The sequence below is a fragment of the Mucilaginibacter lacusdianchii genome, from assembly GCF_009770985.1.
Classification (GTDB): domain Bacteria; phylum Bacteroidota; class Bacteroidia; order Sphingobacteriales; family Sphingobacteriaceae; genus Mucilaginibacter; species Mucilaginibacter lacusdianchii.
This window is the reverse complement of the sequence record NZ_WSRW01000006.1, coordinates 13,657-29,232: the sequence shown is the minus strand read 5'-3', so window position 1 is coordinate 29,232 and position 15,576 is coordinate 13,657. Positions and strand designations below refer to the sequence as shown.

Annotated in this window: 11 protein-coding genes; 4 read left to right on the top strand and 7 right to left on the bottom strand. The window is 41.5% G+C overall.

Features of this window, described 5'->3' with window-relative positions; translation table 11 throughout:
* Nucleotides 1–187: 187 nt before the first annotated feature.
* The gene (locus tag GPM24_RS22165; RefSeq protein ID WP_199269817.1) at nt 188–586 is read right to left on the bottom strand and encodes a hypothetical protein; all 399 of its coding nucleotides are present in this window, start codon (nt 584–586) and stop codon (nt 188–190) included.
* 118 nt (nt 587–704) lie between these two features.
* Complete coding sequence (locus tag GPM24_RS20260) at nt 705–3,425, bottom strand: outer membrane beta-barrel protein (protein WP_158829223.1); 2,721 nt, start codon at nt 3,423–3,425, stop codon at nt 705–707.
* 251 nt (nt 3,426–3,676) lie between these two features.
* On the opposite strand from GPM24_RS20260, the gene GPM24_RS20255 reads away from it, so the two are divergent.
* Together GPM24_RS20255 and GPM24_RS20250 are read left to right on the top strand one after the other, a co-directional pair.
* Nucleotides 3,677–4,438 carry an oxygenase MpaB family protein gene (locus tag GPM24_RS20255; RefSeq protein ID WP_158829221.1) on the top strand — a complete coding sequence of 254 codons (762 nt, stop codon included), beginning with the start codon at nt 3,677–3,679 and terminating at the stop codon, nt 4,436–4,438.
* A 33-nt stretch (nt 4,439–4,471) separates the two neighbouring features.
* On the top strand, nt 4,472–5,251 hold the full coding sequence (locus tag GPM24_RS20250) for a DUF817 domain-containing protein (protein ID WP_158829219.1): 780 nt from the start codon (nt 4,472–4,474) through the stop codon (nt 5,249–5,251).
* Nucleotides 5,252–5,435: 184 nt separating this feature from the next.
* On the opposite strand, the gene GPM24_RS20245 is transcribed toward GPM24_RS20250, so the two are convergent.
* The 3 genes from GPM24_RS20245 to GPM24_RS20235 form a co-directional block, all read right to left on the bottom strand.
* Nucleotides 5,436–6,644 (bottom strand): glycoside hydrolase family protein, encoded by a 1,209-nt coding sequence (locus tag GPM24_RS20245; protein ID WP_158829217.1) that lies wholly within the window; start codon nt 6,642–6,644, stop codon nt 5,436–5,438.
* 621 nt (nt 6,645–7,265) lie between these two features.
* On the bottom strand, nt 7,266–7,790 hold the full coding sequence (locus tag GPM24_RS20240) for a hypothetical protein (protein WP_158829215.1): 525 nt from the start codon (nt 7,788–7,790) through the stop codon (nt 7,266–7,268).
* On the bottom strand, nt 7,790–8,767 hold the full coding sequence (locus GPM24_RS20235) for a hypothetical protein (RefSeq protein ID WP_158829213.1): 978 nt from the start codon (nt 8,765–8,767) through the stop codon (nt 7,790–7,792). The genes GPM24_RS20240 and GPM24_RS20235 overlap by 1 nt, the downstream gene beginning before the upstream one ends.
* Before the next feature lie 440 nt (nt 8,768–9,207).
* Between GPM24_RS20235 and pta the strand changes: the two genes are divergently transcribed.
* Both pta and GPM24_RS20225 read left to right on the top strand, forming a co-directional pair.
* Entirely contained in the window at nt 9,208–11,304 is a 2,097-nt protein-coding gene (gene pta / locus GPM24_RS20230; protein ID WP_158829211.1) for a phosphate acetyltransferase, read from the top strand.
* Nucleotides 11,305–11,390: 86 nt separating this feature from the next.
* Nucleotides 11,391–12,590 carry an acetate/propionate family kinase gene (locus GPM24_RS20225; protein ID WP_158829209.1) on the top strand — a complete coding sequence of 400 codons (1,200 nt, stop codon included), beginning with the start codon at nt 11,391–11,393 and terminating at the stop codon, nt 12,588–12,590.
* Between the two features lie 192 nt (nt 12,591–12,782).
* Here the strand turns inward: GPM24_RS20225 and GPM24_RS20220 are convergent, their stop codons facing one another.
* Complete coding sequence (locus tag GPM24_RS20220; RefSeq protein ID WP_158829207.1) at nt 12,783–13,529, bottom strand: tyrosine-protein phosphatase; 747 nt, start codon at nt 13,527–13,529, stop codon at nt 12,783–12,785.
* A 171-nt stretch (nt 13,530–13,700) separates the two neighbouring features.
* Complete coding sequence (locus GPM24_RS20215) at nt 13,701–15,254, bottom strand: alpha-N-arabinofuranosidase (protein WP_158829205.1); 1,554 nt, start codon at nt 15,252–15,254, stop codon at nt 13,701–13,703.
* Between the last annotated feature and the right edge of the window lie 322 nt (nt 15,255–15,576).

Genomic DNA, 15,576 nt, shown 5'->3' with positions numbered 1-15,576 from the left:
ATTACACAAAAATCCAATACAGTCGCAAAACTTTTACCTGTCAAATTTCGGTCAACAAATTAACCCATTTAACGCTATAATTAATTTAAAGTTATATGAGGTGCTAAATATCAGGATAAACATAAAAGGCCCGGCGTTATGCCGGGCCTTTGCTTTATATAATTTCAAATCCGATTGCCTGGTTACCTTACTGAGCCGGAGGTGTGGTTGGCGGCGTTGTAGGTGTGGTTGGCCGTGTTGGCGGCGGTGTAGTTGGTGGCATTGTCGGGTTAGTTGGATTGGTTGGGTTTGTCGGATTAGTTGGATTTGTAGGTACTGGTGGCGGAGGCGTGGTTGGTACTGTAGGGTTTGTTGGATTGGTTGGGTTAGTCGGGTTGGTAGGTACAGGATTTGTTGGTGCTGTTGGACTGGTTGGCACTGTAGGATTAGAAGTTTTTGGTCTATTCTTTTTCGGAACCGTATCTGTAGCAGTCTGAGCATTAAACACACTTACCTTACGCACTACCCTACTCACCGGGTTTTTAGCTGCGGCATATTCAAATACACAGGCAGCTAAAACAGCGATCATTAAACTCAGCTTTTTCATATCATTTAATTTTTGGTTTACACTTTAAACTATAAGTATAACTCCATAAAATCACTACAGTTTCGATTATTATATAATAACTTCCTCATTTTCAAAATGAATACGTTTCAAGCAAGTGCTATTTTGTACTCAGTTTATTAAATCTGAATGTATAAGTTAACAAGAAATACCGTTTAAGACTATTGTTCTGCACATCCATTATACTGTTAACTCCGGTAAACCTGAATACATTTACATTCTGGTCAAAAAGATCATAAACCGTAAACTTAAGTTCGCCCTTGTCTTTTTTAAGCATTTGCAGCGCAATAGATGAACTAACTACATTTATACCTTTTTGAAAACCGGCACTTACCTGAGAATTGTAATTGTAATCCTGCTTGGTTTCCCATATCACTTTTTTGGGCCAGCGTACTACAAGATTGTTATTCATGCCCCAATTTCTGATGTAAACTCTTTTGTAATCGTTATAATTATATTGTGTGTAAACAGGTCTGAAACTGCCGCCGGTATTCAATTCAACTTTATCTTTCCAGTTCAAGGTAACATTGTGCGAAACTCCCCCCGAATAAGAGTTTTGCCAACCCTCTACATCATTAATAATATTAAGTCGGTGATTATAATAGACCGAAAGCGAGCTATTCATATCTATTTCCCAATCACCAAATTTTTTAAATCCTTTGTTAAAATTTAACCCACCGTTACCAGAGAGCTGCCCATTACGATTAACAAAGCTGGTTGCCTGCCCTCCATTATTATCTATATTTTGCCTGGATATGACATCGTTTTTACTGGCAGAAAAGCTACCGTAAAAATTAAATCCCATTTCACTTTCAGGTATGTATTTGTAAAAATTTACATAAACGTTATTACTGCTTGACGGCTTTAACAATGGGTTACCAGTAAACTTATATAGCTGATTATAAACAATAGTTACCGGTTGCATAGATGATACCGGCGGCTGATTCACTGATCTGCTATAGCTTACCGAAAACGCACCGGCTTCTATACGTAAAGAAGGTAGCCAATAAAAGTATTTCTGGTTCAGGTTACCAATAGTAAACTTGTTGTTTACCTGTTGCCACTCGGCAGTTGCCCCGGCAATTACAGATAAACTTTTTGCCAGTTGATAAGTTATACCCGGCTTAACGTTTTCCACCCACAAACCTCTTTTTACTTTACTGCTTTGATCTTGCAAAAAGATATCGTACTGGCCTGTAGTAAGATTTTTATCATAATTCAACACTGTTTCACCAGTGTTGCTATAACTACCTGACGACGTTAAATCAACAATCAACTTTTTAGTAAACGGATACCTGTAACTCACATTTAAATTTGCCGCCGTGTTACGGGTTGTATTCCTCACATATCGCCTTAAACTACTGGATGGCAATGTGGATGCATAAGAAACTAAATCGGTACTGTTGAAGCCATCTGATTGATTAGGGCTAATTTGCAAATTATGCCCTACGGTAAGCGACTCTCCTTTTTTATCCTTAAAACGCTTGTTAAAAGTGAAATCTTGTTGAAAAGACCAAGCCATTCTTTTTTGGCTGTTTTCGCCTGTATTGGAGTTAAGGTGATCTTTAAAGTTGTTATAATTATCTGAAAATGAGCTTTGATTGCTGCTCATATTGCTAATGTTAACTTTTGGCTGGTATCGCAAACTATGCAGTGTATCGGGCTTCCAATCTACTAAACCGGTAACAGCATGATTGTACTCATCAGAGTGCTGGGTACTGGTGGCTGAAGCCAGCAATGTAGTGTCTCGCAAAAAACGCTGCTGATAAACTGATGTTTCATAAGCATTTTGCTTTTGACTGTAAAAGTACAGCAAATTAAGCTTCAGCTTTTTACCATAATCTGTATTCAGGTTAAATCCGCCCGAGGTTATTTTTTCAATACCTCCGCCCCAGTTCTGACCACCGGTGTTTACCGAGCCATTGTACAGGTTTTCAGATCCGGCACGGTTAAACCCTCCCTGCTCATAAAGCTCCTGATTAGAAAATGCAGTACGGTTAAGGTTATTACTTAAACCAATAACACTTACCTGTAAGGTATCCCTAAACAGGTTAAACAAACCCGCAGTTTCGTACCTATCACGCGTACCGCCGCCTGCAAATACCTTTCCGAATATACTGCGCTTTATAGCCTTTTTAAGTTTAAGGTTAATAATTTTAGGAACTTTCGTTTCGCTGACGAGATGATCCGGATCATTTTCCCGATCATCATATACCTGAATTTGCGATACTATTTCGGCATCCAGATTTCGGGTTGCTACTCTAAGGTCATTTCCAAAAAACTCCTTACCATCTATCAAAACCTTACTTACCGTTTTACCATTTACGGTTATAGAGCCATCGCGGTTAACTTGCACGCCGGGCAACTTCTTGAGCAGTTCCTCAACCTCGGCATTAGGCCTTGTTTTAAAAGCTTCTGCATTAAACTCAATAGTGTCTTTTTTTACCACAATAGGTACACGCTCACCTTTTACTACTACTTCATTCAGCATCTTACTGCTCAATTCAATAGTACCAACATCTAGAATTGCGCTTCCAGACGGTTTGAGTACCTTAACATAAGTTTTATAAGTAACAAACGATACTACCAGTTTTACATTAGCTCCTACGGATAGATTACGCAATTCAAATTCTCCATTTTTTTTACTCAGCATATAAGCTATTAACGATGTGTCTTTAACATTAACAATAGCAACTGTGCTTAGCTCTAAAGGCTTCTTATCTAAAGAATCAATTACCCTGCCTTTAATAGTTATATGATTTTGGGCGAAACTAACGGACAAGCTGCATAAAAGCAGTATAAGGATACCAACGGTTTTCATGAAAGGGTTAAGTGATATTGTTTGAGGTTGTTAATAAGGTAACTGCAAGCTTGATATAAGCTCACAATAATAAACGTCAAACTAAAAGCACAAAGGCTACACCGAAAACCCTAATAATAATAACAGGACTTTTTACAGGGAGATTAAAAAGATTGATCATGTAAATAAGGTGGTTTAGTGCTTAAACGAAGCAACCTAAGATACAGTATATTGGCCAATAATTATTTATACCAAAAACCGTTTATTACTACATGGAACTTTTTGTTGCAAAACATTCTATTGTTCGCGAAATATGGGGCAAAAGTGATACAACTCTATTCATATTTGCCGGTGCTGCTGCCGAGTTTGCCTTGAATAATGCGGTAGACTGGCTATACTTTACCGGCCGTTTACCTGCCGACCCATTAGGGCGTTTGTTTTCTACAGTAACCTATGCGCAACAGATTGTTTTTTCGGAACAAGCTGCCGCATTAAAAGCTATCGACAAAATTGCTGCCATACACCAGGGTGTTGAAGCCGCACGAGGTGCACAGATACCCGATTGGGCTTACCGCGATGTATTGTTTATGCTGATTGATTATTCTATCCGCTCGTACGAAGTGCTGGAACGCAAACTGACTGATTTGGAAAAAAAAGAGGTGTTTGACGTGTTCTATCGCGTAGGCCACCGCATGGGAATTGCCGGCTTACCCACTACTTATGTCGACTGGCTAACCATGCGCGCAGATCATCTGCAACATAATATGATCAATAGCCATTTTACTATTGATTTGTTTAAGCAATATCGTAAACATTTAGGCTTGCTGCGTTACCTGTTGCTTAAACAAGTGCAAGTATTAGTAACGCCTAACAGGGTAAAGCAACTGCTTAACCTTAACCAATTGCCCTTGCTTAAGCCCGTTATTGCCTTGTATAAATTAAGCCGTAAGTTACGCTTAGATAAGTTAGTGAAAGAAGCTATATTACCTGCTCAATACAAAGCACAAATACGTGATTTAGATGTAAGTGTTTAAATTGCACATTTTAAGTTTCTCTTCAGTTCGCTTGTGAAAACCTACCTTCGTCACTTCCTTACATTTGGTATACAGCAGGCTTTATCATGCCTGTTTCCGGTAATGGTGTTTACCATGCTGGCTTTATCGCATTTATTTACCGCCATATTGCCCCGGTATGATTTTATGCTGATGACTTGCCTTGCCATACAATTCATTTTATTTTTCAGCAAAATTGAAACAAAGGATGAGGTACTGGTGATTTGCATTTTTCACTTACTGGGTTTATGCATGGAACTTTTTAAGGTGCATGTAGGCTCATGGTCGTATCCCGAATTTGCTTATACCAAATTTTTTGGCGTACCGCTATATAGTGGTTTTATGTATGCCAGCGTAGCCAGCTATATGTGCCAGGCTTGGCGCCGGTTTGATTTGCAGATGCTTAATTGGCCACCCCACTGGCCCGTGCGTATTGCAGGATTGCTTATTTACCTCAATTTTTTTACCAATCATTTTATACACGACATGCGCTACCTGATTGGCATTTTTGTGCTGATTTTGTTTCGCAAATCGGTAGTGGTATTTCATGTCGACAGAAAAGCTTACCGTATGCCGGTAGCGCTATCGTTTGTGCTTATTGGCTTTTTTATCTGGCTGGCCGAAAACATTGCCACCCGCTTTGGTGCCTGGAAATATGCTTACCAGCATAAAACCTGGGCAATGGTAGATTATCAAAAAATCAGCTCATGGGCATTTTTGGTAGTGGTAAGCTACATTATTGTAGCCGAATTGAAGATGCTGAAGGAAGTAATTGAAGAAAAGCCGGTTGTTTAAAGCGTAAACTTGTCGTGCGNCTGAAGGAAGTAATTGAAGAAAAGCCGGTTGTTTAAAGCGTAAACTTGTCGTGCGAAAATGTCATTTCGAGTGATAACGAGAAATCCTTTGAAAGCGCTGAGTTAACCTATCCGTTTCCAAACGATCTCTCACTAGCGTTCGAGATGACAGCGTTTCTATTCACCTACTTTGTTTGCAAATACCGCTTTATCGCCTCTACATAATAGTAATCAGCATAAGTTAACGGTACATCCACCTCCGACTTGGCCGGTAAATGGCCTACACTATGTTTAAGGATAAAACCACCATTCGTACCAATGGCCGCTTTGTAAGTATCTGACGACAAGCTGCGCAGCATCGTTTCGGCCAAGGTAAAATAGGTTTTGCCTTTAGCGCCGTTTGTGTATTTACAAAGCTCCAGCAAAGCCGAAGCCGTTACACTGGCAGCCGAAGCATCACGGTAAGCATTAGGAATATTAGGCGCATTGAAATCCCAATAAGGTACTTTGTCTTTAGGCAGATTGGGATTATTCAGAATGAAATCGGCAATGTGCTGCGCCTGCTCCAGGTACTTTTTGTTTTTGGTTTCGCGATACATCACGGTATAGCCATAAAGGCCCCAAGCCTGCCCACGCGCCCAGGCCGATTCGTTGGCATAACCTTGTGCAGTTTTACGCTCTTGCACAGCACCGGTTTCAGGGTTATAGTTTACAACATGGTAAGAACTATAGTTGGGCCTGAAATGATTTTTTATGGTATTATTAGCATGGGTTACTGCTATTTTATAAAAACTGGAATCGCCGGTAACTTTGGTGGCCCAAAACAGCAGTTCCAAATTCATCATATTATCAATAATAACGATATAATCACTTTTCTTGGAATTCCAGGAACGAATCAGACCTACTTTCGGATCAAAACGTGTAGATAACGATTTAGCACTGTTGATCAACACCTGTTTGTAATTGGCCGACGGGTGCAAACGGTTGGCATTACCAAAACTACAATACATCATAAAGCCTAAATCGTGTGTGCCTTTGTTGTATTGTTCTTTGCTTAACAAGCCTAACATGCGGTTAGCCTCTGTTAACAATGTTGCATCCTTAGTTTGCTCGTATAGATATAACAATGTGCCGGGGTAAAAGCCACTGCACCACCAATCTGACCCGCTGGTGCCTAAGCTGTCATTAGCGGCATAGTAATTTCTTGGAAACATACCCGCAGGCAACTTCTTCATCAGCACATGATACTGCTTATTGGCATCCTGAAGATCAGATTTCAACACGCTGGCTAAGCCTTTACTGGTTTTATAGTGTGATTGGGCTTGCGCCGGGTTGTATCCCGACAATAGACCTACCAGCGCCAGTGCCGAAATTTTAGATAAAAAGCTTTTCATAGTGTAAACAGGTTCAAATTGGAGAGGTAAAATAAAGTAAAAGTTTGTGGATTGTGTTATATAATGAACTTTACCTTGTGTTATGTTACTAGTGTTGTGCTGCTATGTTGAATTTGTACTTGGAGTTTAACGTTCTTCAGTGGTCATTTACTTACTTCGTCTGCTCATTGCCGCAGGGGCTAGATACTTTTGTCATAGCCACAAAAGTATCCAAAAAGGCCTAGCTCTCGCGATCCCCTGTCTGCCCGCAAGACCTTCGCTGGCCCGGGCGCGATAGCGGGCCTCTGTGCTTCTTTTTGTTTTTTCACTTTTGTTATTTAACGTAAAGCACTGTCAGAACAACTTAGACAAAAAAGAATCGGCATTCAGCTTCTTTCGGTAGCTACTGACTTAAGTACAAGAACTGTCTTGAGTAGAAAGAAGGTGCGGCCGAGAGCCTTTTTCTTTTGGTTACTTTTCTTTTTTGTGGTAAAAAAGAAAAGTAACTTCCACAGGCGGTGGTCAAAGTACTTTACCTATCCTAACAAGGCACTAAAATAACACACAGCACTAACAAATAAACCAAAACAAAAAAGCCTGCACGCAACATACGTACAGGCTCAGAAATATATATTGGGTTGCTTATTTTAAGCTTACGTTCAACCCTTGCTTGGCAGTACGCAAAGGCGGATTAATTTGCCAGGTCTCGCCGGTAAACTGATCGCCGCCGATGCTGGGTTTGGTAATGGTTTTTAAAAACGCTTCCCTTTCTTTTATTTGTTGCGCTATTTCGGCTTGCAGGTCATGCAGTTCGTTCCAGGTCACGTCGTGGCATACGCTGTAATCATAACTTACGCCGGTTTCTTTTTCAATAATCTCGGCATCATACATACGCAGCTTGTCGTGCTTGGGTACGCGGGCATGCTCTTCGGCATAGCGTCTTACTCTTTTCTCTAAATTATTAAACAGCTCCTGCCCTTTTTTAGCAAGCACCAGCATTTTCACGCTGTCCAGCTCGCCATCGGCAACCATTTGTTCGGTGTCATACACAATCTTGTTAATGGTAGCCCGGTCAAGCTTAATTAAGCTTTCGGGCTCCATGTCAAAACCGGTAAACAAGGTTACCGCTTCGCAGGCAGGAATTTGCATGGCTAATTCCCTTCTCATTAGGCAGCTATTCCTTTCTTTAGTTCTGCTTTTTTAGTAGATAAGAGTTTAATAAACTGCTCATCCTGTTGCAGGTCAACATTATTTTTGTGGATCAGATATAAAGCGGCAACACTGGTAGCATGCGCAATGGCTTCACGAGTAGGCGCCGGAATGACTGATTCTACTGTTTCTGTTTTAGCCTGAGCTTTAGCTTTGCTTACTTTAGGCTCAGCTACCTTAACTTCGGCTGCTTTCACCTCCGCAGGTTTTACTTCCTCTGCTTTTGGTGCAGCTGCCTTAGCTTCGGCCGGTGTAGCCGATTCGCGTTGCTGTACAGTACCTTTTACTTCTTTAGCTTTCATATTATTTTTAGGTTCTTCAATTACAGTACCTTCAATATCAATAAAGCCCATATCTTCCACGTCTTGAGTAAAGAACTCTGATGCATTAGTAGCTAACAGCATTGCACCCACAAAGGCACGTTTTTGCGCCATTTTTTGCATGGTGTTTTGCAAGCCAATCAAATCCGGGTTTTCGGTACGCTCTACCCAAATCCAGCTACCGCCCGATTTACGGAACTTACCGTTGCCCTCAGCTTTCATCAAATCCTGAGTAGCCTGGTTAGGCTTTGGTTTTTCCATCCAAATGTAACGGTACTTAGGCTCGTAGCTATTAACTGAACCTTCACACTGTGTTACAATGCGGCCATCTTTATTACGGGCAGTAGCTTTATAAGTGTAGGCAATAAATTTAGACTGTAAGTCCAGCACTCTATCCGTACACTCAAATTCTACCGACATGCCAAACAGGTTCATCAGCTTTTCGGCACCGGGTTTTAAAAGCGTTGGCTTTTGCACGCCTGGTACCACGCCGTAGTCCTGATCTTTAACCAGCACCTCTTTGGTGAAAGCAATCAATGCGTTGCGCATTTGTGCCATATGGGTAATGGATGATTGCATCTCATCAGTAATTGTTGTTAATTCAAACGTTTCCATCTAATTTCTTCTATAATTTAAGTTCAACAATTAGCAGTGCTTGCGGCAACTGCCTGTAACTGGTAAGGTTTCGCCGGGTTAAGTAAGCCGCTTGTTTAACCCGTCTGTTTCCATCACTAACTGGCTGAAAGTCAGTAATTATATATTATATAAGCAAAGCTCATGCCCTGCTTAATTTTAAGTTAAAAAGGCAGCCTTTTAAAGCAAAAACAAGTAAGTATGTCATGCTTTTGGCAGCCTTAAAAACATTATAAATTTAGCTAATATTTTTAGCAAATTCAAAATTATTTTCAATGTTTTTTATCCGTTTACTTTAGGCTGACACACTAAAAATGGAATTGTATCACAACTATTAACCAATATATTTGTCGTAATTATTAATACTAAAAAAGGCAAAATTCAAAACCGCCTTTTTTACATCATTACAGATACGCTACCCCATGATTAAAACCGTTTTTGTTACCAGTACCGAGCCATACAGCGGCAAATCCATTGTATCGCTTGGGTTGATTGATATGCTATTGGGCAAAGCACAAAAAATAGGCTACTTTAAGCCTATTGTAAGCCGCAATGTTCAGGAACGCAAGAGCGACCACATCCAAACAGTACTTAGCTATTTTGACCTGCCCATCAGCTATGAAGACGCCAACGCCTTTAGCTGGCAGGAAGCCATGCGCCTGTCGGAAACCGAAAGCCAGGGCGAGATGATCGATATCATCATCCGCAAGTACAAACAACTGGAAGACAAGTATGATTTTACTGTTATAGAGGGCAGTGACTACGCAGGTGAAGGTACCGCCTTTGAGTTTGAGGTGAATGTATCTATCGCTAAAAACCTGGGTGCGCCCGCCATTGTAGTGGTATCGGGCGAAAATAAAACTACACCACAGATCGTAAACGCTGCTATGACGGCGGTGCGCAATTTTGAATCGCGCGAGATACAAGTACTGGCTTTGGTAATCAACAAAGTAAGTACACCCCAGGTGGATGATATTCGCGAGTTGCTGGCAACACAGCTGCCGCCCGAAATTATCTTGACCATTATTCCGGCTATGCGTGGTTTGCAGGCACCTACGATGAAAGAAATTTTTGAAGAACTACCTGGCAGCAAACTGTTGTTTGGCAAAGAACGCCTGGATAACCAAGTAGATAACTTTGTGACCGGGGCTATGCAGGTGCCCAACTTTTTAAACTTTATTAAAGAAAACGTACTGATTATTACGCCCGGCGACCGCGGCGACATCATCATCGCTGCCCTGCAAGCTAACTTATCTACCAGCTACCCGCCTATTGCAGGCATTGTGCTTACAGCTGGCACCGAACCCGAAGAGCCAATTATCAGGCTAATTGAAGGTTTGCAAACGGTAGTACCCATTATCTCGGTAAAATCTGGCACTTTCGAAACTACCACTCGTATTGGTAATATTCGTTCTCGCATTACGGCTGATAATACCAAGAAAATACAGTTGGCTATTGATGTATTTAACAAATATGTTGATGTAGCTAAGCTTGACGAGCGTATTGTGACTTTTAAGCATAGCGGCGGTATCACGCCACGTATGTTCCAGTATCAGCTTACCAACTGGGCTAAAAGCCAGAAAAAGCACATTGTACTGCCTGAAGGTAATGATGAACGTATTCTGAAAGCTGCTGCACGTTTAATCAGCCAGGAGATTGTAAACCTAACCATTCTGGGTAACCCTGATGATATCACGGCCAATATCAAACGTTTAGGCCTTAACCTGGATCTGAGCAAAATAAACATTGTAAATCCTGCCAATTCTGAGTACTATCAAGATTATGTAAATACGTTGTATGAACTGCGTAAAAACAAAAACGTGAACTTGGAAATGGCGACCGATATGATGACCGACGTATCATACTTTGGCACCATGATGGTATACAAGGGCCATGCCGATGGTATGGTATCGGGTGCGGTGCATACTACGCAGCATACTATCCGTCCGGCTTTACAGTTTGTTAAAACCAAGCCTGGTATATCGGTGGTATCATCCGTGTTTTTTATGTGTTTACCGGATAGGGTATCCGTGTTTGGCGATTGTGCCGTAAACCCTAATCCTACAGCCGAACAACTGGCTGAGATTGCCATATCATCAGCCGAAAGCAGTCAGCGTTTTGGCATTGAGCCGCGTATTGCCATGCTTTCTTATTCATCCGGCACTTCGGGCGAGGGCGAGGACGTAGAGAAAGTGCGCCGCGCTACCGAGATTGTAAAAACCAAGCGCCCCGATTTGAAAGTTGAAGGCCCTATCCAATACGATGCGGCAGTTGACCCGATTGTGGGTAGGAGCAAATTACCGGGATCGGAAGTTGCCGGTCAAGCCAGTGTGCTCATTTTCCCTGATTTAAATACTGGTAACAACACCTATAAAGCGGTGCAACGCGAAACCGGGGCACTGGCTATTGGCCCGATGTTGCAAGGTTTAAATAAGCCTGTTAATGATTTAAGCCGAGGTTGTACAGTGGACGACATTTTTAATACGGTAATTATTACGGCCATTCAGTGCCAAGAGTAAATGAAGACATAACCCGTCATTGCTTCGCTATTGCTCGCAATGACGGGTTAGAAATACAAAATTGATAATTAGAATTTCCCTAACTCATGAACATATTCGTTGTAAACTCGGGCAGTAGCTCTATCAAATATCAGTTATTTAAAATGCCGGCTAAAAATCCGGTTTGTAGTGGCCTTGTAGAACGTATTGGTTTGGATAAGCCAGCCATTACACACAAAGTTTATATCAATGGTGAAGAGAAAGTTATTAAACTTAATCCGGAAGAACTGCCCGATCATGAGGCGGGCATCAAAGAGGTGAACAATTTGCTAACCACCGGGGAGTATGCCGTGATTAAAAATCCTGCCGACATACAGGTTGTGGGACACCGCATTGTACATGGTGGCGAAACTTTTACCACCACCACCGTAATTGATGCCACGGTAAAAGAAGATTTAAAAAAGACATTTCAATTAGCACCCTTACATAATCCGGCCAGCTATTTAGGCATAGAGGTTGCCGAAAAGATTTTCACCAACGCTACCCAGATTGGTGTATTTGACACGGCATTTCATCAAACGCTTCCGCCCAAAGCTTATCGCTTTGCTATTCCAAATCAGTATTATACCGATTTTAATATTCGTACTTACGGTTTTCATGGCACCAGCCACAAATATGTAACCGAACAGGCAGCCGCTTATTTAGACAAAGCCAATAGTAAGTTTATCAGTATACACTTGGGTAATGGTTGTAGTATGGCAGCTGTTAGTAACGGACAATCGGTAGATACTACGATGGGCTTTGGCCCGCTGAGCGGACTAATTATGGGTACCCGCTCGGGTGATATTGACCCAACGGTTATCTTTTACCTGGTAAACCAGCTGGGCTATGATATAGAGCAAGTGAGCAACCTGCTTAACAAACGCAGCGGCATGCTGGGTTTAACCGGCCAAAGTGATATGCGTGACATTACCCAGGCTATTGAACAAGGCGATGAAAATGCAAAGCTGGCTTACGACCTGTATGCTTACCGCATTAAAAAGTATATCGGCGCCTATACCGCTGTTTTGAATGGCTTGGATGCTATTATTTTCACTGCCGGTGTAGGTGAAAACGATGCGAAGGTACGCGAAATGGTTTGTGCTGATTTAAGTTATCTGGGCATTGAACTGGATGCAGCCAAAAATCAAACCCGCTCAAAAGAGATTAATGAGATCAGTACTGCATCATCCCGCGTAAAAGTGTTAGTGGTGCCTACCAATGAGGAATTGGAGATTGCCAGACAATGCTACGAGCTGATGGGATAAATACTTTCTCACTGAAATTGTATTAACCTAACCTGTTGCAGCCGACAGGTTTGTTTTGACTATCAACTAAAAAGCGTGCGATTTTAGAATCGCACGCTTTTTAGTTAAATCACGTAATTTACCTTATTAACAAGTGCTCACTATATTAACATTAGGCTAGTCGCAAATGATGCAGGGATATGCAGAACCGACTCAAGTGGTTAGCAGCAAGTTGTTTTGCAGCACTCCTGTGTTAATCAGGTTTATCAAAATGGGTTCGGCCAAAGCCTGTTTTAAAGCTTCGGCGTGCCGTGCATGGTGCATGTCGCTCGAAATAAAATCAATAACGCCTGCATCGATTAGCCTTTCGGCACTTTGCTTTACTTCTTTACCATAATATCCGCAGGCCGAAAGAATATTCATTTGTATCATACATCCCCATGATCGCATATCAATTACTTCCTGCACAGACAAATATGGATAACGCTCGGGATGAGCCAGAATGGGCACAAGTCCTTTTTGGGTTAACTGCTGAATAGTTGGGATCACGTTAAAAGGTCTGCTGGTAAACGACAGTTCAAACAGCACGTATTTTCCATTAATCAACATTAACCGGTCGGTATTAATCAGCTCCAAAAAATACTCGTCAAAGTAGTGCTCGGCTGCGGCTTCAATCTCAACTTCTAATTGTATTTCGGCCAGATGCTGTTTTAATTGCTGTAGCGCCCCACCAATCGTTTCGGCAGTGTTCTTGTAATAATCGGCCATGATGTGCGGTGTGGTGATAATTTTTTTGATGCCCGCATCCATCAAACTACGAATTAACAGCACCGAATCTTCAACTGTTTTTGCACCATCATCAATACCTGGCAGTATATGAGAGTGCATATCAACGCCTACACTGGCTAAACTTACTGCTACTTGCGGCTCTTTTTTATTTTTACGAAACAGTCCAAACATACTTCAAGGTTGCGATTAACAAACCGGATAGCTTAATTAAGGTTTGTATTACCTGCTAAAGTTACGTTTTTTTAATAAGTAGCACTGTTCCTCCATCGAGCACATTATGTAATATATTAAAAAAGCCCACAGCTTATATCTGCGGGCTGAAAAGTTATATGAAGCAATAGCTTAATTCAATTCAAGTGATACAATTGATTTAGACGGTAAATTAACAACTAGCTTATCCCCGTTTTTACGAGCGCCGGTAAATCTTTTATTGATAATAGTGTTAGGCTTTTCGAACGTGTTGATATCAGCCACAGACGCCGAGGTAAGCACTTGTCCGGTTACCGTATTCCATTGTAAGCCTTTAAACTCGGTGCTTACGTTAACAGAATTCCGGGCATCCAAATTTACCAAGGTTATATGAATTTTACCTGCGGCATCACGTGAAGCAGAGGCATTTACGGCCGGCAACTTCTTACCATCAAACTCATAATCAGGCGTATTTAATTTGATAGGTAAATATTGCGCATCTTGATGCACCTTGTACATGTCAAACACATAATAAGTAGGCGTTAGAAGCATCTTTTCTTTATCGGTCAAAATGAGTGCCTGCAACACATTGATGCATTGTGCCAGTGCGGCCATTTTAACGCGGTCGCAGTGGTTGTTGAAAATGTTAAGGTTGGTACCGGCCACCAACGCATCGCGCAGACTGTTTTGCTGGAACAAAAAGCCTGGATTAGTACCGGGTTCTACGTTAGTCCATACGCCCCATTCATCCACTACTAAAGCCACTTTTTTGTTGGGATCGTATTTATCCATAATGGCCGAGTGCTTGGTAATAAACTCGTCCATACGCAGGGTGTTACTGATAGTATTGAAATATTCTTTTTCGCCAAAGCCGGTGGCAGGGCCTTTATCATTCCAATTACCGGTTGGCAGGGTATAGTAATGTAACGAAATTCCCCACATATTTCTGGAGCCTATATTTTTCATACAGGTTTCCATCCAGTTATAATCTTGATCACTTGGGCCGCAGGCAATCTTTTTGAGTTTGGCGTTGTTATAGTCTTTTGCAAATACGGCATACCTACGGTATTCATCAGAGTAATGTTCGGCCGTCATGTTACCGCCACAACCCCAGCTTTCATTACCCACACCCCAAAAGTGTACGTTAAAGGGTTTAGGATGGCCATTCTTAGTCCGAAGGTTAGTCAGCGGACTTTCACCGTCAAAATTTAAATACTCTACCCAGTTCGACATTTCTTGAACCGTGCCACTGCCTACGTTGCCCGATACATAAGGCTCGCAACCCAAAAGCTGACAAAGCTCCAAAAACTCGTGCGTACCAAAGCTATTATCTTCTACTACCCCACCCCAGTTGGTGTTAATCATTTTAGGGCGTTGCGAGCGGTCGCCAATACCATCGCGCCAGTGATACTCGTCGGCAAAGCAGCCGCCGGGCCAGCGCAGGTTCGGAATTTTGATTTTTTTAAGAGCGTTTACCACATCCAGCCTAATGCGGTCCTGCTTTTTTACCGGCAAACTAGGGTCAACCCAAAAACCGCCGTAAATACCGCGCCCTAAATGCTCGGCAAACTGCCCGTAAATATGCCGGCTAATGGTGTCTTTAGCTCCGTTGCTTACCGTAATACTGGCGCTGCTTTGGCTAAAGCCGCTGAAGCTTAATCCCACCGTTAATAAGGGCAACAGAAATAATAATGTAAACTTTCTCATAATGGTATAGTTGGATAGTTGAATGCTCATATATAAGCGTACTTACTACACTTAAATAATATTTTTAGGCTATTGATTATATGCCGTTGCTAGTAACAACTTCATGAGCTTAGTGGCATATTAACTAAGTATTCATAAAAATCTTATTGAGCAAGGTAGCCAAACATAAGAATAAGTTTATATTTTATACAATCGATTTCATTAATTGATAAGCACATGCACTATTTGTTTGTATGAATATCGCTTTTATAATAAATTTTACCTTTAAACTTTTACTTCTCAGTTTTAAGTATAATTTTACGTTCAATTAAGTGTACAATTA